15 protein-coding genes are annotated in these 19356 nt (G+C 48.2%); 1 reads left to right on the forward strand and 14 read right to left on the reverse strand.

All coding sequences use genetic code 11. From position 1 onward, the window contains the following. Positions 1 to 99 precede the first annotated feature (99 nt). The 13 genes from BUC22_RS05215 to BUC22_RS05275 form a co-directional block, all read right to left on the reverse strand. Positions 100 to 672: a potassium-transporting ATPase subunit C gene (locus BUC22_RS05215; RefSeq protein ID WP_073382432.1), complete on the reverse strand. Its 573-nt coding sequence runs from the start codon at positions 670 to 672 to the stop codon at positions 100 to 102. 10 nt (positions 673 to 682) lie between these two features. After that, a complete protein-coding gene (gene kdpB / locus BUC22_RS05220) occupies positions 683 to 2743 on the reverse strand; it encodes a potassium-transporting ATPase subunit KdpB (protein WP_073382434.1) in 2061 nt (686 codons plus the stop codon). Between the two features lie 17 nt (positions 2744 to 2760). Beyond that, positions 2761 to 4446 (reverse strand): potassium-transporting ATPase subunit KdpA, encoded by a 1686-nt coding sequence (gene kdpA, locus BUC22_RS05225; RefSeq protein ID WP_013379866.1) that lies wholly within the window; start codon positions 4444 to 4446, stop codon positions 2761 to 2763. Then, positions 4443 to 4532 carry a K(+)-transporting ATPase subunit F gene (gene kdpF / locus BUC22_RS22590; RefSeq protein WP_073382438.1) on the reverse strand — a complete coding sequence of 30 codons (90 nt, stop codon included), beginning with the start codon at positions 4530 to 4532 and terminating at the stop codon, positions 4443 to 4445. Before kdpF ends, kdpA begins: the two co-directional genes overlap by 4 nt. Before the next feature lie 148 nt (positions 4533 to 4680). Next, on the reverse strand, positions 4681 to 5172 hold the full coding sequence (locus BUC22_RS05235) for a hypothetical protein (protein WP_013379865.1): 492 nt from the start codon (positions 5170 to 5172) through the stop codon (positions 4681 to 4683). 98 nt (positions 5173 to 5270) lie between these two features. Further along, positions 5271 to 6353 carry an FAD:protein FMN transferase gene (locus tag BUC22_RS05240; RefSeq protein WP_013379864.1) on the reverse strand — a complete coding sequence of 361 codons (1083 nt, stop codon included), beginning with the start codon at positions 6351 to 6353 and terminating at the stop codon, positions 5271 to 5273. Positions 6354 to 6361: 8 nt separating this feature from the next. Then, positions 6362 to 7276, reverse strand: coding sequence for a YitT family protein (locus BUC22_RS05245; RefSeq protein WP_013379863.1), 915 nt, complete (start codon positions 7274 to 7276; stop codon positions 6362 to 6364). Between the two features lie 131 nt (positions 7277 to 7407). Then, positions 7408 to 8256 (reverse strand): class I SAM-dependent methyltransferase, encoded by an 849-nt coding sequence (locus BUC22_RS05250; RefSeq protein ID WP_013379862.1) that lies wholly within the window; start codon positions 8254 to 8256, stop codon positions 7408 to 7410. 77 nt (positions 8257 to 8333) lie between these two features. After that, positions 8334 to 8543 carry a hypothetical protein gene (locus tag BUC22_RS05255; protein ID WP_013379861.1) on the reverse strand — a complete coding sequence of 70 codons (210 nt, stop codon included), beginning with the start codon at positions 8541 to 8543 and terminating at the stop codon, positions 8334 to 8336. Between the two features lie 10 nt (positions 8544 to 8553). Further along, on the reverse strand, positions 8554 to 9246 hold the full coding sequence (locus BUC22_RS05260; protein WP_013379860.1) for a tetratricopeptide repeat protein: 693 nt from the start codon (positions 9244 to 9246) through the stop codon (positions 8554 to 8556). Between the two features lie 101 nt (positions 9247 to 9347). After that, on the reverse strand, positions 9348 to 10661 hold the full coding sequence (locus BUC22_RS05265) for an HdeD family acid-resistance protein (protein ID WP_123876043.1): 1314 nt from the start codon (positions 10659 to 10661) through the stop codon (positions 9348 to 9350). A 103-nt stretch (positions 10662 to 10764) separates the two neighbouring features. After that, positions 10765 to 11280 carry a C-GCAxxG-C-C family protein gene (locus BUC22_RS05270; protein WP_013379858.1) on the reverse strand — a complete coding sequence of 172 codons (516 nt, stop codon included), beginning with the start codon at positions 11278 to 11280 and terminating at the stop codon, positions 10765 to 10767. Between the two features lie 11 nt (positions 11281 to 11291). Further along, positions 11292 to 14330 (reverse strand): diguanylate cyclase domain-containing protein, encoded by a 3039-nt coding sequence (locus BUC22_RS05275; RefSeq protein WP_013379857.1) that lies wholly within the window; start codon positions 14328 to 14330, stop codon positions 11292 to 11294. A 197-nt stretch (positions 14331 to 14527) separates the two neighbouring features. Between BUC22_RS05275 and BUC22_RS05280 the strand changes: the two genes are divergently transcribed. After that, on the forward strand, positions 14528 to 17725 hold the full coding sequence (locus BUC22_RS05280; RefSeq protein ID WP_013379856.1) for a UvrD-helicase domain-containing protein: 3198 nt from the start codon (positions 14528 to 14530) through the stop codon (positions 17723 to 17725). 57 nt (positions 17726 to 17782) lie between these two features. On the opposite strand, the gene BUC22_RS05285 is transcribed toward BUC22_RS05280, so the two are convergent. Next, positions 17783 to 19219 carry an MFS transporter gene (locus tag BUC22_RS05285; RefSeq protein ID WP_013379855.1) on the reverse strand — a complete coding sequence of 479 codons (1437 nt, stop codon included), beginning with the start codon at positions 19217 to 19219 and terminating at the stop codon, positions 17783 to 17785. Between the last annotated feature and the right edge of the window lie 137 nt (positions 19220 to 19356).

Consider the following 19356-nt stretch of genomic DNA (forward strand, 5'->3'; position numbering starts at 1 on the left):
TACCTCCACTATGACATTGTCTCTCTTTTATCTCTCAATATATCCTCCAACGTCTCAAAGGATAGAGCTTCCTCTATCCCTAAATACTATCATAGACGATTATTCTGTTTCAATACCATCAAGTGCTAAATTTACTTTTAACACATTGACTGTCGGCTCACCCAGCACGCCAAAAGCACGGTCTTTCGTGTTGGCAGTAATGATTTCTCTCACCTTTTCCTCACTGATGCCCCGTTCTCTCGCGATGCGTGCCACCTGGTACTCCGCCCCTGCCGGGGTGATTTCCGGATCATAGCCGCTGCCGCCCACGGTGACAAGCTCCATTGGAATGTCTGCGCTATTCTCTGGGTCCAGCCCATGCCACCAGTCGATTCTTTCTTGAACCAGCGCTTCCTGCTCATCGCCAACCGGGTTTAGGTTTGTGGGTGTTCCGTCATTCCAGGGTCTGCCAATCAAATATTTGGGGTCTGTAAAAGGCTGGGCCAAAAACTCAGAACCGTATTGTACCTCCTGCCCATTGCTCGTTCCAGTAATCATACTTCCATTTGCTTTATGGTTAAACAAAAGCTGTCCGATACCTGTACACACGAAGGTATAAATAACCCCTGTAATAAGCGTCAGTATCAAAAATCCGACAACAGCTGGCCTCACTACCGATTTATTTTCAGTCATTTTACTCACCTCACACTAAACCGCAAATGGTCAGAAGCATATCAATCAGCTTGATGGCTATAAAGGGCGCGATAAGCCCTCCCAGCCCATAGACCAGCATATTGCGCCGCAGCAGCTTTCCGGCAGGCTGCTCCTGATATTTAACCCCTCTTAAAGCCAGCGGGATCAATGCGACAATGATCAGCGCGTTATAAATGATGGCCGAGAGCATGGCGCTGGTACCGCTGGTCAGCCCCATAAAATTCAAGGCCGAGAGCTGAGGATAAATGGCAAAAAACAGAACCGGAATAATGGCAAAGTACTTGGCCACATCGTTGGCAATGCTGAAGGTCGTCAATGACCCCCGGGTCATCAGCAGCTGTTTTCCGATCTGCACGACTTCTATCAGCTTGGTGGGGCTGGAATCCAGGTCCACCATATTCCCAGCCTCCTTGGCAGCCTGTGTGCCAGTATTCATGGCAACAGCTACATCCGCCTGGGCAAGTGCCGGGGCGTCGTTGGTGCCGTCACCGGTCATGGCAACCAGATAGCCCCTGGACTGGTAATCCTTGATTAAATCAAGCTTGGTTTCCGGTGTGGCCTCAGCCAGAAAATCATCTACGCCCGCTTCAGCCGCAATGGCCGCGGCCGTCATGGGATTATCACCGGTGATCATAATGGTTTTAATACCCATTTTTCTCAAATCATCAAACCGTTCCTTAACGCCGTTTTTTATAATATCCTTCAGGTGGACAACGCCCAGCACCTGTCCGTTTTTAGCCACTACCAAGGGCGTACCGCCCTGGTTTGCAACATTTTCAACAATCTTTTCACATTCATCCGGATACGGATAGCCCTTTACCATCACATACTCTTTTATGGCGTCTGCCGCGCCTTTCCGGATAACATTATTATTATAATTGATCCCGCTCATGCGGGTTTTGGCTGTAAACCCCACAAAATCCGCGTTCAGCTTTTCCATATCCCGACCCCGGATATTGAATTTCTCCTTGGCCAAAATCACAATACTGCGGCCTTCTGGCGTTTCATCTGCCAGAGAAGCCAGCTGTGCCGCATCGGCCAATTCTTCTTCACTCACGCCTTTTACTGGTAAAAATTCACTGGCCTGGCGGTTTCCGAGGGTGATGGTACCCGTTTTGTCTAAAAGTAAAACATCCACATCGCCTGCTGCTTCAATGGCGCGGCCGCTCATTGCCAGCACGTTAGCCTGGTTCAAACGGCTCATACCCGCAATCCCAATACAGGAAAGCAGCGCGCCGATGGTGGTTGGCGCCAGGCAGACCAGTAAGGCGACAAGGTTAGTGATTGAAACCGCTTCGCCCTGTCCGCTCTGCGCCGCGGCAAATCCTGAAAATGGAAACAGCGTAATCGTAATGGCCAAAAATATAATGGTCAAGGTTACCAGCAAAATCTGAAGAGCAACCTCATTGGGCGTTTTCTTTCTGGAAGCACCTTCTACCATGGCGATCATTTTGTCCAGAAAAGTTTCACCTGCTTCGGCTGTTACACGAACCACCAGCCAGTCCGACGCCAACGAGGTGCCGCCTGTCACAGCGCTCCTGTCTCCGCCCGATTCGCGGATTACCGGAGCCGATTCTCCGGTAATGGCACTCTCGTCAACTGACGCCGCGCCAATGATAACCTCGCCATCCATTGGAATCTGTTCTCCTGCTTTTACCAGAAAAATGTCGTCTTTTTTTAGTTCAGAGGCCCTGACCTCTATATAATCAGCGTTAGCATCCGCTGTTTTCAGTTTTCTCGCCATTACATCTTTCCGGCTGCTCCTCAGGCTTTCTGCCTGAGCGCGACCTCTGCCCTCCGCCAGTGCTTCGGCAAAATTGGCAAAGAGGACTGTCAGCCACAGAACAACAGTTATGGCCAGCGTATAGCCACTCTGAGCATCACTGATACCAAAGAGTGACAGAATAAATAAAACGGATGTGAGTATGGCTCCGAGGTATACAACAAACATGACAGGGTTTTTGATCTGCACGCGCGGTGTTAATTTTTTTAAAGACTGGACAAGAGAGTCCTTCATAATGTCTTTGTTAAACATACTTTTTTTCTTCATTTTCTCACCTTTTCACATCATAGCATGGTAAAGTAATCCGCAATTGGGCCGAGGGCCAGTGCCGGCAAAAAGCTGAGCGCACCGAGGATCAGGAAAACACCGATCAGCAGCCCCACGAACATGGGGCCTGTGGTACTGAGTGTACCATCGCTTTTGGGCACTGCTTTCTTTGACGCCAGATTTGCGCCAAGGCAAATAACTGCTGCCATCGGAATAAAACGTACGATCAGCATTTCTGAGCCGATCATTACATTGTTAAACACGTTATTGGCCGCATAACCCGCGAAGGCACTCCCGTTGTTGGCCCCGCCGGAGGTATAGGCATAAAGGATTTCCGAAAATCCATGTGCTCCGCTGTTCGTCAGCCAGTCAGATGCCTGAGGCATCATGGTGGCAATGGCCGTCCCCCCCAGTATGAGCAGCGGCGGGACCAGAAGGATAACACAAGTCATTTTCATGTCATAGGGCTCTATTTTTTTACCAAGGTATTCCGGTGTGCGCCCAACCATCAGCCCCGCGATAAAAATCGCGAGGATCGCAAAGGCCAGCATTGCATAAAGTCCTGACCCAACGCCGCCGAAGATAATTTCCCCCAGCTGCATCATAAACATAAGAAACATTCCGCCAAGCGGCGTAAAGCTGTCGTGCATTGAGTTCACCGATCCATTGGAGGCTGCTGTGGTGGTTACCCCCCAGAGCGCTGAACCGCCCGCTCCAAACCGAACCTCTTTCCCTTCAATGCTGGCAGAAGATTCTACATTATTGAACTGCGGGCCAAGATTGTATTCGCTCATGGTGGTCAATGTTAAAGCCACAATAAATACCAGCGTCATGGCAATCAAAATACTCCGCCCCTGCTTACTGTCCTTTACGGCTTTTCCAAAAGTAAAGCATAGAGCCGCCGGAATGACAATGATCGCCCAGCATTCCACAAAATTAGAAATCGCCGTTGGGTTTTCCAGCGGAAAGGCGGAGTTAACGCCAAAGAAGCCGCCGCCGTTTGTACCCAGCTGTTTAATGGCAATTTGACTTGCTGCTGGTCCCAGAGGAACTATTTGAGAACCGCCTCCCTGCAAAAACGCTGCCTGAGCGTATGGCGCCAGTGTCTGCACAACGCCCTGGGACATCAGAATAATGGCAACGATCAGGGATAGCGGCAGTAGCAAATACAGAACTGTCCTTACCAGGTCACACCAGAAATTCCCGACCGTTTTTGATTTTTTGAGGATGAATCCTCTGATCAAGGCAAACAAAACCGCAATCCCAGTTGCCGCAGATACAAAATTCTGAACCGTTAATCCAAGAAACTGTGACAAATAGGAAAGTGTTGTCTCACCGCTGTAGGCCTGCCAGTTCGTATTGCTTACAAAGCTCGCCGCAGTATTATATGCCAGATCCCAGCTCAACCCCGGCAATCCTTCGGGGTTAAAGGGAAGAAAGCCCTGGCACATCAGCAACGCGGTTAAAAAGAGCAAACCGAAGAGACTGAACAGGAGGGTGGCAATAGCATACTGTCTGCCGCTCATTCCTCTGTTCTCGTCAACACCCATTGCTTTGTATACGCAAAGCTCCACCGGTCTTAAAAAACCTAGAAATTTTATCTTTCCGCCTTCCATAATTTTATAGGTCAGTTTTCCTATAGGAAACCCAAGCCCTATAACAGCGACGAGAAAGATGATATCCTGAATGAACGCGCTGCTCATAAATTTTCACCTCTGAATAAGACATAAAACAGATATCCCATTAATCCTAATCCGAGAACACCAGTGATGATCGTTATAATTTCCATAACACTTCTTCACCCCTTTCGATGTTAGCATTATACCCGCGCCGAAATAAAGATAGTGTAAAGAAAGTGTATATTGCCATTAATGTTTCGTTACGATTGTCCCACCACATAAAAAAGAGATGAAAAGCACTCTTTTCATCTCTCTTTTTCAGGCGGATAAAGCATTTTCATTTTTTTGATTTTTAGAAAGGACAGCCTGCTCCAACACCAGCGTGACCATCCCAATAACCCTGCCATTCTTGCAGATCACCTCTGTTTTATGGCCGAGTGTGCGGGCTGCTTTTTCTGCCAGTATACAGGCATCTGGAAACGCGTGTCCAAGCGCCAGAAAATAATTCTGCACAGCGTCGGCGCTGCCCTTCCTTATAATATTTCCATCAATATTTACACCGCTCAGGCCTGTTTTATCATTATAACCAACCCACCTGCAGCCGGTATTTTTAAAAATGGCATCCGCATTAGGGTAATGCTGGCATACTTGTCTATAAACTGCCTGTCCCATATCGCTGTTGTCGTCTTTATAGCATAGCGCTGTCATAGCCGCCAGCTCTTCCAGTTGTGTTCCGGCAAAAGCCTGACAGCTTACCTGCCACTTACTTACCTGTTTTGTGATTGCTTTTTCAGTAAATTCCGCATTCATTTTTACCCTCTTTTCCACCACATCCTGTGGCTTCTCTTTTCAGCTTTTATTATATTCAAAAGCTCATAAAGGTTTTGTTAATAAATGCGTATTTTGAATCAAGGTTCTGTAAATTCCAGTGTGTACTGGCCACCATGGTTCCCCTCATCAAAGACAAAAGTATCCTCCATCCCTTTTGTCGCTACAATACGGTTGTCCGTTGTCACAAAAACAGCCTCAATTCCCTCCGTTTCACGAATATAAGTCATGGCCTGGTCCAGCCCCATCACAAAGAAAGCGGTTGACAGCGCATCGGCATCGGCCGATGTATCTGTTATCACTGTGACCTGGTGCAGGCCTGACTCCGCAGGGTAGCCTGTTTTAGGGTCCAGAATATGGTGATACCTTTTACCGTCCGGCCCGATAAAGTAGCGCTCATAATCCCCTGAGGTAACAATGGAATTATCCCTCTCTCTTAAAACACCAAGGGTCGACGCATCACTGATGCTGCCGTTGCTCAAGGGGTCTTCAGGGTCCTCCAGACTCACTGTAAAGGGCTCTCGGTTTGACTTGCCGCCGATCAGTACCACGTTACCGCCAAGATTAATAATGGCCCGCTCTACACCCTCCGATTGCAGCACCGCCTTTACCGCATCGCCGATATACCCTTTGGCAATGGCCCCAAGGTTAATCTTCATTCCCGGTTCTTCCAAAAACACTGAATGCGCGGCTTCATCCAGCACCACCTTTCGGTAATCCACAAAGGCTTTGGCCGCATCAATAGCGGGCTGCTCAGGCACAACACCTTCTCCCGGCGCTTCAATTTTCCATAAATCCACCAGCGGCCCAATGGTGATGTCAAAAGCGCCACCTGTCTTTTCGCTGTACTCAAGCCCTTCTTTTACAGCATTAAAGGTATCCTCCGACACCACCACAGGCTCCTGGCCGGCGGCGGCATTGATTTTAGAAATCTCACTGTCCTCTGAAAAAGCATTAAGCTTGTTGTCAAGCTCACGGATCCGGTTAAAAGGTTCTTTTAGAATCCCTTCATCCGACTGTCCATAGGCTGCGATGGTGATCACTGTATCCAGCGCAAAATCCGTACGGGTTACCACCTTTTCCTTTCCACAGCCTGCCAGGCTCACAGCCACCACGCACAAAGCCATCAGCAGGCCGGCCACTTTAATGTATTTCCTCTTCATAGCGTCTCCTAGCTCAGGCTCAGCTCATCGTAGTCTTCATTAAAGCCTTCGCCCAGCACCTCATGGACATCACCGATAATTAAAAATGCTCTGGGATCAATGGCTGTCACAATCTGGCGCAGCTGAACGACTTCCTTCTGAGAGACAATCACCATCAGCATTTCCTTTTGCTCCTCGGTATACATCCCTTTGATGGGGATACCGGTGTTGCCGCGGTCCAGATACTCAAAAATCGCTTCCGATATTTCCTTGCTCTTTTCGCTGATAATCAAAGCCTCCTTGGCGAAATGGACGCCCTCCAGCATGCTGTCAATAATTTTTGAGCATACATAAACGCTGATGACCGCGTAAACCGTCCGCTCCGGCCCAAAAATGAAAAAGCCAAGGGCGATGATTGCCGCATCAATAAAAAAAATCAGCTTGGCAATGGGGAAATGGGGATGGATATATTTGACGATGGCCGCCAGCATTTCTGTCCCGCCGGTAGTTCCGTTAACGCGCATTACCATACCAATGCCGACGCCAGATAATACACCGCACGCCAGCGCCGCCAGCAATAAATCATCCTTAAAATCAAAAATATTGGGAATGTACTCAACCACCCACAAAAACAGCGTCATCAATAAAACCGCGTAGATGGATTTTTGTATAAACCCAAAGCCTCTCTGCTTCAGGCTGATGATGTACAGGGGAACATTGAGGACAAGGTTCGTAACTGCAAGGGGTACCGCAAAACCAAACCAGCTCTCCGTTACCGCCTTTACAACAATGGCGAGACCACTGATCCCCCCTACGACCAGGCCAGCCGGGTCTGCAAACCAGCTGACGCCCAGGGATAACAAAAATGACCCGACTGCGATCATGCCAAAATCCTTTAATGAGCACCCCCCAAAGGGCATTTTTTTATTTAATTCTGTCTTCATCCTACTGTCTCCTTTATTTTGAACTCACTGACTTCGATTATAACATTTTAGCTGTGGCGCGGAAACCCCATTAACCTAAAGTTTTCTTTATATCTATTTTCATGTAATAAAAAAGAGACAAGATACTTGTCTCATCGCTTAAAAGCCTGTGCTTTCCGGGCTACCGCACAGATTGTTTTACTGTTCTCTGACAGAGGTGCTCCGCACACATCATCAAAGAACATGACCGTGTTAAATCCTGCGTTGCTTAATTCCTGTTCCATCGAAGCTTTCGTAAAAATCTGGTTCCAGATATTAAAGCACTGGCACTCATCCGCTGTAATGATAATGCTCTGCTCCAGTGTGTTTTTAGTTTCAGGGTAATGCGCATTCCTGTTCAGGCATACATAGGCATCCGGAGACCAGAATCCGTTCTCCTCATAAGAAATCTCCTGTTTTACTGGGACATCCTGCCAGAATTTTTCTGTAAAGCCATCCAGGATAAAGAGCCCTCCGGGCTTCAGTGCCCCTATTATTCTTTTTAGCAGCTGCCCCCGGTCAGCAGGGCACAAAACACCGTAATCACAGTAGATCAAGGTGATGATGTCAAAAGCTTCCTGATAATCAATCTCCAGATAATTCTGGCATCGGTACTCAATGCGCCTCTGCTTTAAAGCCGCCTGAGCTCCCGCATATTCAATGGAGCGCTGTGAAAGGTCAATCCCTGTAACGGTAAAGCCGCTTGCGTCAAATAACTCCGTGTACAGGCCAGGCCCGCAGCCAAGGTCCAGCAGCTGGCTCCCCTCCGGCGCTTTCAGCCCTGCGATCCACGCGGCCGATTTTTTTATAAAGCTGTGCTTTCTGGAGGCTGAATCGATCTCCGGCTCCAGATGGGCTTTAAGCATCTGTTTGGAAATGTGCGGATCATCCCAGAACTTTGAAGTTCCCGGCGCGTAGACCTCTGGCTTTTGCCGCACAAAATCCATTAATTTTTCGTACAATTTTTCTCCTCTCTTTCGTCTTTTTCTAATGAAAAAGGCCTCCGTTTATAAGCGAAGGCCTCCTGATCTTCCGGAAATTATTGAACGCTGGTATTTCCTGCGTTTGCCAGCATCACCTGGCGGAGCATGTTCATGGCTTCAGTAAACTCTTCCAGGCTTAAACCCGGCATTTTTTCTGCAACCAGCTCATAACCGGCTTCAAAAGTCGGCGCTACATTTACACTTGCCATTAAATCAGGATCGCCTAAAAAGGCATCTAATATCTCTTTGAATCGTTCTTCTGTCATTTCAGTTCTCCTATTTTTTCTTTTTAAAGAGCCTTGTAAAAAAGGATTCTTTTTTAGCCGCATCGCCCTTGATTTTTGACCGGGCGTTATCTGCCTTGTCGGGCATATCCAATTTCTCGTAAGTATCTGCCAGAGCGCTGTAAAGGTCATTGCTGCCAATGGGGCTGACCTCGTGGTTTTTCAGGCGTTTTTCGCCCTCCTCCAGAATACCCGCGGCCTTTTCAAAATCGTTCTCATGCCTTACCCCGTTCGTAAAGGTCCTGGCATAATTAACCCACACCGTCAAATCGCTTTCCGGATTTTTCATCAGCTCTCTGTAAAAGGCATCGCCCTTTTTAAGATCGCCTTTTTCCAGATAGGCGGAGGCCAGGGTATTATTGATAATCCGTCGGCTGACATTGCTGATATCGTCATAATTCTTCAGCATAGTCTCACAGTAGGTGATCCGCTGATCCAGCCGTCCGTAATTGACAAAGGCATCCTCAAAATCAGTCATCCACGTAACAGGTGACGTATCCCAGCCGGACCAGCCGTCCAGCACAGTGTAAAAGCTGCGGCTTCCGTTTTTCTGGTTATAATTGTTGATTTTAGTCCATACCTGCCACCAGTAGTTGACGGATTTTTCAGGGCTCTCTGAAAAAAACTCATATCCTTTTTTGATGGCAGTGTCCATCTTTCGATAATCCTTCTCAGTCCACTGCATTTTTATTCCCCACTTAACATTATAATAGTGCTATTATAACGTATAAAGAAAAATAAATCAAAACCAAAGCCCGGAAACAGCCTGAAACCTTGAGTTTTTCTTTATTCTCTGCCGGCATCACTGTTTTCCGGATAATAGAGCTTTCGCGCTACCACTATGGAATCCCCACGTTCATAGAGGCTATCGAGATAATCGAGGTAGGTGCCGGGCGTGATGATCCCGTTTACACGCAGCAGATCTATCCCCGATTGCCCGACAATGCTGTCTGCGAGCTTTACACAGTTTGTACCCACCGCGTAGTAAGTTTTAAAGGGATTCCCCTTTTTAAATTTATAAAAACGTCCTCTGGAATTGCGATAGGTCTGGCTCGCAACATCCTGATAATCCTCTGGATTTCCTTCGATTTCACCCTTTTCTGCCTGCTGTGCCAATGGTTCCCAGGGAATCATATCCGCTTTTAATGCTGCGATACGCTCTAAAATAGCTTTCTTTTGCTCAGGCTTCAGAGCAAGGCCATAGACCATCAGGACTTTTTTCTCAACCTCCAGCGACATGCGTATGTGTGTCTCGCGGTCCATTTCAACCATTACGCCGTCTGCAAAGAAGCCTCCCAGCTTCCATGTGGCATCATCATAATTTCCATAGGTGTATACCTGATCGCCGACAGCGATGTCCACATGTCCCATGCCTGGGATAAAACCCTCTCTCGTATGAATATAGATTTCCATATCCGGCTCATGACGCTGCTCAGGCCGCTCAACCAACAGCAGCTCATCAGGATCCTCCTCCACCAGATGATTGACAGTCCTCAGCATTTTCATCGGCAAAAACGCTGCGATAAAAGTCGGCAGCGGAACGCGGACCTTCCGTTTGTATTTTTGAGCTGCTGTATTGTTTCCCATTAAGGAAACCAGCGCATCCCCAAAAATATTGAAAGAAAAAACAACAAAATACAGGCCAAGCAGCACGCTGAACAAACGCCCGCCTGATTCCGCGAAGAACATGGCGAAGCCAATGGCAAGATAAGCGGCCGCTGTAATCAGTGTGCCTGTCCAACCCGCCCCGTCTCTGCGGAGCTTAAAGGCATTCAACAGCACCAGCAGGCCAATGATAATGGCCAGAACCGCGGACACCAGACCAAAGGTGCCGCCGATTAAACGTGGCATGGCAAAGAGAGCGGCACTGCCCAAAACACAGAGAGCTCCGATTCCAAGGGCCTTTAATTTCTGCTCCGTTGTTTTAATAAAAACCGAAAACAGGTAAATCAACCCAACCGCCAGAATCAGGGCGGCGACGCTCCATTCGATGATACTCCAGGCCAGCGTCGTATTAAAAATCAGGATCAGGCCCGCGCACAAAACCAAGACAGCGATAATGATCCAGATCACCGGCGCGACATTCTTTAATGTATGCATAATGCTCCCCTTAATCATAAGTTTATCAAATTTATTATACAATAAAACCGCCCCGCCATTTCTTCAAGACTTCTTCAAGAATTTAAGACGGAGCGGTTACTTTTTACTTCATTTCTCCCATGTTTTCGCCATAGGGCAACTCAAAGGCTTCTTCCTGGGGCATCTGTAAATATTCATAGGCCATCACCGCCGCCGCGCCGATAAGCTTAAGACATGCCTTTTTCCGGTCTTTGCTGTGCCAGTCATCATATTTTGAACAAATTTCCCGACAGAGCACCCCGCTGTTGGCCGCCTCAAAATCGTGCACCATTTTGTTGTAACGCCGGTAATACCTGGCCGCCACTTCGTGGCCCCTTTCCTCATCCGGTACTGCCCATGGGTCTGGCCGGCCGTATATGGCGCTGTTTGCCATAACCGCACCGGAAAGTGCTCCACAGGTATAACCGCTGAGCCCGATACCGCCGCCAAAACCTGTGCACATCGCTCTCGTTTCAGACGGAACCTCCAGCACCCCTGCCCTGATCAGAGCGTCATAAACACACTCTGCACAGTTTAGTCCGTTTTTAAAATTCTCAACCGCATAACTGAAAATTTGATCCTTTTTTTCCTGATCTTCCATTTTTACACTCCCTAACTAAAATTTTGTTCTTTAAAAATACTTCCCGGCACAGGTCTTCCAAAAAGATATCCCTGTATAAAATCAACGGCATGGGGCTTTACAGCCTCGTACTCGCCTTCTGTCTCCACCCCCTCCAGGCAGACCTCAATCCCCACATCATGGCACAGCTCCACAATGAATTTTATAAAGGTCAGATCAAAATGGCTTGTCTGAACATCTTTTACAAATATCCGGTCAATTTTCACAATGTCTGCCGGAATTTTCTTCAGGATTCCAAGCGAGGAATAACCTGTTCCAAAATCATCCATAGCGATTTTCATACCGAAGCTGCGTATCCGGTCAAAGATCCCTTCGACCCGGTTTATATTTGAGGCGATGTAGCTTTCCGTCATCTCTACTACCACGTTCGCCGGGGGAACGCCGCTGCTCAGCACTGTCCGCTCCATAAAATCGATGAACCCGGCGTCCTCAAGCTGGACGTAGGACAGGTTAACGCTGATGACAAAATCCGGGTCTTTTTTTATCCAGCGGGCACAAGCGCCCAGCGCCTGTTCAAAGATCCATTTGCCGACCGGGATAATAAGGCCGCTTTCCTCCAGAATCGGGATAAACTGGTCTGGTGGTACCTGCCCGTACTTTTCACATTTCCATCGTGCCAGCGCTTCCGCTCCTTTTATCTTTCTCGTATCAGCATTGACCTGAAGCTGGTAATAGACTTCAAAATTTTCAAAACCCTGCTCCACACTTTCGCGCAGCAGCTCGGTCAAATCCAGCTGACGGGTTTTTCCAATCAGGATATCCTCTGAGAAAAAGGCAATCTGATTCTTCCCTTTATTTTTAGCGTATTCCAATGAATACCCCGCATATTTGATTAAATCAAGATAGGTTTTGCCGTCCAATGGGTAAAGGGTGCACCCGGCAGAGAGCGTACAATAAAATTTCTTACCGTTGAACTCCTGCTGATGGTTAACAGCCTGGTATATTTTCCCGTAAATGTTTTCCAGTCCATGCACCGTACCATTTCTGAGAATAATACCGAACTCATCGCCATCCATCCGGTAGACCGTGGCATCCGGAGGCAGAAATGTCTGAATCTTCTGGGAGATAATCCGTATGACCTCATCGCCAAAGCTTCGGTTATAGAGATCATTGATACGCTTAAACTCATCTATTCCCAAAATCATTATCCCAATGGGCTGATCCGGCTTTGTACTGATCAGCCGCTCGATTTCTTCCTCAAATTCAAACTTATTAAAAAGCCCGGTCAGGTGATCTATTTTGTTTTTCTTTCCCAGATTTGTGATAATGCCGGCAAAAAGCGTTGGTTCGCCGGATTCGTCACGCTCCAGATGGCCTCTGCACCGCATCCACACCCATTCGCCCTTGCGGTTTCTGGCACGGTATTCGACACTGTGGCAGTCCGTCCTGCCGTCTGTTATTTCCTGATTTGATTCGAGAAAGGCCTTTTTATCCAGATCGTGAACCCTCGCTCCCCAAACCGCAGCAGCGTTTTCGATCACCTCGCCGGGAAGGTCAAACTCCTCCACCATCGCCTTAGAATAACGGAAGGTGTTCGTCTTCATATTGCACACATAGATATAATCATCCGTACTCTGGACCAGCGCATCGTAAAGATGTTCTTTATCATAGCTAAAGGTCTTTGTCCGCCCCTGCTTTTCTCCCTCCTTTTGGTACTTTTCTTCTGCCTTTTGAATGTGGAACAGCCTTTTTTTCTCATACATTTTCTCATCAACATTTGTCAGAATCTCTGTGATGGTCCTTTGGTCATCGGGCTCAACCTCCTCATAACCACAGCAGAAGTTCATTTCGTAGAGCTTTTGGTGCTTCTCCTTAAAAAGCTGTATCCGCTCTCTGGCACGCCGCACCTTTTCCTTAGAGGCTGTGAGGTCAGTATCCTTGAAAACAATGATAAACTCATCACCGCTCAGCCGGAATGTGTAATCCTGCGGCGCCAGGCATTCCTTAATATTCCTGGCAATGGTCTTCAACAAAACATCGCCTTCTGCGTGTCCATAAGTATCATTGACCTCCTTAAGGTCGTTGACATCATACATACCCACAATCACCCTGATTTTATCCCGTTTTGCCTGGCTGAGCGTATGGTCCAGCGCCAGCTTTCCGGCCCGCCGGTTCAGCAGCTCGGTCAGCTCGTCGGTGGCAGCCGCCTTTTCAAGCTGGCGGGTAGTTGTATGGTCTACGGATTGCTGGAAATGAACCGTGCGCCCGTCTGTCCACTGCATAAAGCTGTCATAATTTTTATAGGTAATGCCCGTTCGCGTATTTTCTTCCTCCCAGACAACAGAAGGGTGCTCGTCCTCATCCTTCAAAAGCCCGGGCACAGGACAGAAAGGACAGGGGCCTTCCATCCCCTTCTGAAGAACCTGCCAGCAGATTTTCCCCTCAGGCTTTTCAATTTCAAAGGACTTCTGCATTGCCTTGTTCATAAAGAGTATTTCGTTGGTCTCAACATCGGTGACATAAATATTTGTGCTGGTATTGTCCATCATCTCATTGAAAACATAACCCTGAAGGGCATACTCCTCATAACGGGCACGGTTGATGAGCGCCACGCTGATCGTGGACGCCATTAATTTCAGAAGGGCAATTTCCTCCTCGCTCCACAACCCTGTCTTTTCAGGCTTATGCACAAGCAGAGCCCCCGCAAGTCTATCCTCACAGGCCACTGGAAACAACACATAAACGGAGGCTTTCCCGGTGCCTGTATCCACTGTATCAAAATCTGACAGGCTGTCCTTTTCATTCTGCCATTTATCCATGTGTTCATGAATAACTGCCATCCAAAAATCCTCATTCCGGTCATTTTTCCAGAAAGCACTTTCCATTATGCCGCCTTCATTGGATATCTGCGCCAGCGCCAGCTGGTTTATGGGCAGATAACGCTTTAAAAATTCTGCCAGATAATCAGCATTTTCCTTTAATGTTTTATTATCGATCAACAGCGGTTTAAGCTCAAATAAATCTTGATCAATTTGTAATAAACGTTCTTTATATTTTTTTCGTTTGTCCATTGGATTCACATCCTTATTTATCCTCATCATCTGTTTTAATTGTTTACAAATAAATTAATTCTATTATAACATTTACTAAGAAAGAATAAAAGCTGACAAAATAAAAAAGCCATTGGCTGTCAGCCTCTATTCCCTTGTACATTCAGGGGAAAAAGGCTATAATTAAGCATATCTTAATTAGAAGCAGGTGATCATTTTTGTTTATTTCAGATTTACATATACATTCCCGTTACTCAAGAGCCACCAGCAAGGAGTGCACGCCAGAGCATCTGGATCTATGGTCTAGAAGAAAGGGTATTGATATTCTGGGAACCGGCGATTTTACCCACCCGGCGTGGCGGGAAGAATTAAAGGAAAAACTTGAGCGGGCCGAATCAGGCCTCTATACCTTAAAAAAAGATTTCCGCTTAAAAGATGATACTCCAGGCGTCAAAACCGACCCGCGTTTTGTCATCACCGGCGAGATCAGCTCAATCTACAAAAAAAATGGTAAAGTGCGCAAGGTACACAGCGTTATTCTGCTGCCAAGCATTGAAACCGCCGAGCTCTTTGCCAAAAAGCTGGAGGCCATCGGTAATATTCATTCCGACGGACGGCCTATACTGGGGCTTGACTGCCACGACCTCTTGGAGATCATGCTTGAAACCTGCCCGGATGCCATCTATATTCCCGCTCATATCTGGACGCCGCATTTTTCCCTTTTCGGTGCTTTCTCAGGTTTCGATACCATCGAAGAATGCTTTGAGGATCTCACACCCCATATCCATGCCCTGGAAACCGGCTTATCCTCTGACCCTCCCATGAACTGGCGTCTTTCCGCCCTCGACGGCTATCAGCTCATCTCAAATTCTGACGCTCATTCTCCCGCCAAGCTGGGGCGTGAAGCCAATTTAATGGACATTGAGCTCAGCTATGAAGGGCTCTCCGGCGCCATCCAGGAAGGTAAAGGACTGGCAGGGACCATCGAGTTCTTCCCCGAAGAAGGAAAGTATCATTATGACGGACACCGGAAATGCCATTTGTGCTTAAGCCCACAGGAGGCAGAACCCTACAATGGGAAATGCCCGGTCTGCGGCAGAAAGCTGACCATCGGTGTCTCCCACCGTGTTGAGCAGCTCGCGGACCGGGAGGATGGTTATGTTCTTAAAAATGCCCGCCCCTACGAAAGCCTTGTCCCACTTCCGGAAGTCATCGCTGCCTCCACAGGACGCTCAGCAGCCAGTGTGAAAGTGCAAAAAGATTACATGGAAATGCTGAAAAAGCTGGGACCAGAGTTTTTGATTCTTCGCGAGACACCCGTCGAGGACATCAAAAAAGCAGCGGGCTTTCTCATCTCGGAAGGCATTAACCGTCTCAGAAAGGGTGAAGTCGAGCGAATCCCCGGTTACGACGGCGAATACGGCAAGGTCAAACTTATTGACGATTCTGAGTTGAACGCCCTTGACGGCCAGGTCAGCCTCTTTGCGTCTTCAGAACTGGCGCAGATGCCCCGGAAAGAAAAGAGCGCAAAACAGCTGCCCGCCGCAGGCAAACCCGAAGAACCTGAAACAGGCCAGCCTCCACATCCCATTGTGACAGAATTGCTAAACGCAGAACAGCAGGAAGCTGTCATAACAGCGCGGAGAGCCATCGCCGTCATTGCAGGTCCGGGAACCGGAAAAACCAAAACCCTGGTTTCCCGTATCCTTCATTTACTCAATGAGCGGCGCGTTAAGCCAACGGAGATCACCGCCGTCACCTTTACAAATAAGGCCGCTGCCGAAATGCGGGAACGGCTTGAAAAGGTGCTTGGAAAACGATCCGCCAGACAGGTAAACATCGGAACCTTTCACAGCCTTTGCCATAAACTTTTAAAGGAACACCGGGGCGGTTTTACACTGGCTGATGCATTTGAAACCCTTGAAACCGCCGAGGAAACCATCCGCCATTTTGGCCTAAGCCTTTCCGCAAAGCAATTTCTGAAAGAAGTTTCCCTTATGAAAACCGGACTTTCAAAAGGATCCGGTATCCTCTCAGAAGCCGCCTTTGATTATTACGGTCAGCAGCTTAAAGCTTTATCTGTCCTGGATTTTGATGACCTTCTCTCCGAAACACTTGTGATGCTGGAAGATGAAGATAAAAACAGCATCCGCAAGAATCATTACAGCTTTTTACTGGTCGATGAATTCCAGGACATCAGTCCCATCCAATTTGAACTCATCAAAGCCTGGAACCGCGGTGGCAAAGAGCTTTTCGTCATCGGTGATCCGGACCAGTCCATCTACGGCTTCCGTGGCTCAGACGCCCGATGCTTTGACCGCCTGTCCGCCGATTACCCAGAGCTCCAGACCATCCGGCTTGTGCACAATTACCGCTCCACTCCGGAAATTGTCACCTCAGCCTGTCAGGTCATCAACCACAACGAGGGCGCAAAGCGTGAAATACAGCCTTTCCAGTCAAAGGGTACCCCGCTCAAACTGGTGAGCGCTCCCAGCGAGCTGTCAGAGGGAATCTTTATCGCCCGTGAAATCAACCGGCTCATCGGGGGGATCGACATGCTGGACACCGAAACCGCCGATAACCGCCAGGACAGCCAGACCATGCGTAGTTTTTCAGATATTGCCGTGCTCTACCGTACGCACAAGCAGGCCGAAATGCTCGAAACCTGCCTGAAAAAAGAGGGCATTCCCTATGTTATTACCGGCAGAGATGATTTTCTTACAGATCGGAATGTCCGGGGAACCGTCTGCTTCTTCAGGACACTCCTCGACCCCGAAGACCAGCTTTCCCTCAGAATGTGCCTGAAGCTTCTCTGGGATCTCCCAGAGGAAACCGCTGATATTTTGATTAAAACACCTGATCAGATTGACACCAGCCGCTGCCCCTATGGCTATCTGAAGGAAAAGTACCAGTCCAAAACAAAGCGCACAAAGCCACAAAAACTTTTAGAAGACTGGGCTGCCGAGCTCGGACTGAACGAGAGCAAGGCTTTCACAAAATTTCTGGATATGACCGTCTTTTACAAAACGCTGGCCGAGTTCATGGATACACTGACCTTCGGTGAGGAAGGCGACCTGAAGAGAAGCGCGAACAAAGTCTATACCTCAGACGCGGTTACCCTCATGACCCTCCACGGCTCAAAAGGACTGGAGTTCCCCATTGTATTCCTCTACGGCGCAAAAAAAGGCATAATGCCTCTGGAAATCGGCAAGCTGCCATCCGATATTCAGGAGGAACGGCGGCTGTTCTTTGTCGGGATGACCCGGGCAAAAGATGAACTGATCCTCACCACCTCGTCAGAGCCTTCGCCGTTTCTAAACGAATTGCCAGAGGCTGTGCTGAAACGCCAATCCGCAGGGAAACCCCAGAATCCAAACGAAGGCAAGCAGATCAGCCTTATCGACCTCTTATCCTGAGCGCATTAATAAAACCGGTGAGTACATCCAATTACCTGTATTCACCGGTTTTCTGTTCTATTTTTCCTGCTGAGCAACCTGTTTTCTCTCCTGCTTTCTTGCATAGACAAAACGGATAATGGTTAACAAGGCTCCAACGAACACAACAACCGCCAGCATGATGTAGACCGAGCGCAGGCCGTATAAAAAGACGTCCGGCTGGCCAGGAATATAATTGGTGACCCGGTAGCCCGCCATATCACTCATCCGGCTGTACAGCAGAGATGTACCGGCAGTAATTCCCACCGACATGCCCATATTCCTCACCAGTCCCGCCAGACTGCCTACCAGACCCAGCTCATCCCGGGAGACACTGCCCATAACCAAAGAGTTGTTGGGAGACTGAAACAAGGCGCTTCCTACCGCGATAACAGCGAGAAAAAGAATAATCACCGCTATGGTGGTATCAATGCCGAGCATTGTCATCAGCGCCAGCCCGATCGTCGTAAAGATAAGGCCGATCATGGTTGGCAGCTCACTGCCGATATGGTCAGACATGGTACCGCTGATGGGGCCCATGACCGCTGTGATCAGCGGGATAACCGTCATCAAAAGTCCCGCCATTCCAGGGCTGAACTGCCGGGCGTCCTGGAGATAAAAGGGCATGATAATATTGTTTGCCCCAATGGCGACAAAGGCTGTCAGCATGGTAAAAAGATTCAGGGAAAACATCTTGTTCTTGAAAATGCCGATGGGAACCAGCGGATCGTCCATCCGCTTTTCAACCATAATAAATAATGCCAGAAAAACCGCACCGGCAATAATGCCGATGATAATCGGAAGACTCACACCATTCTGCAGCAAGGTAAACGAGCCGAACAGCAACAGTATTGAAAGCAGCAGTAAAACCGAGCCCTTTGCGTCCAGACGTCCTGGCTTTGCCGGTTTTTTATTCGGCAGCGTTCTCAGGCCGATTAAAAAGGAGAGCACCCCAACCGGTATGTTGATCAAAAAAATATAAGTCCAAGGAAGCACCGTGAGAATCATCCCGCCAAGGGTCGGGCCGGTCATGCTCCCCAGCGCCACAAAGGTGCTGACAAACCCAAGGGCTTTTCCCCGCTCATCGGGCGGGAAAGACTCTGTAATGATTCCCTGATTGTTGGCGAGGGCTGCCGCACTGCCCAGTCCCTGTACCACCCTTGCGCCAATTAAGAGCGGCAGCGTACCGGAAATACTGCACAGCAATGATCCAACAGTAAAAAGAATGACCCCGATTTGAAAAATCCGAACCTTGCCGATCATATCGCCCAATCGGCCAAAAATCAAAATCGTGGCACAGGTGACCACAAGATAGATACTGGCCACCCATTCGATATCCCCCATGCTTGCATTCAGCTCGCCAGACATGACCGGAAGTGCCACGTTCACAATACTTCCATCCAACGTCACCATAAAAGTCATAATCAACACAGTGAACAGAATGCTCCACTTACCATATGTCCTGTTTTTACTCATTTATTCATCCCTTTTCTGCTAAAATGTGCTTTTCATTCATTCTTTTGAAATCTTTTTTGTTTAATACTATATACCTTTTTGAAACAACATTCTATCATACAAATTCTGAAAATATTCTGAAAAATTTCAGGGCCGCC

The organism is Eubacterium callanderi, assembly GCF_900142645.1.
In the GTDB taxonomy this organism is placed as follows: domain Bacteria; phylum Bacillota; class Clostridia; order Eubacteriales; family Eubacteriaceae; genus Eubacterium; species Eubacterium callanderi.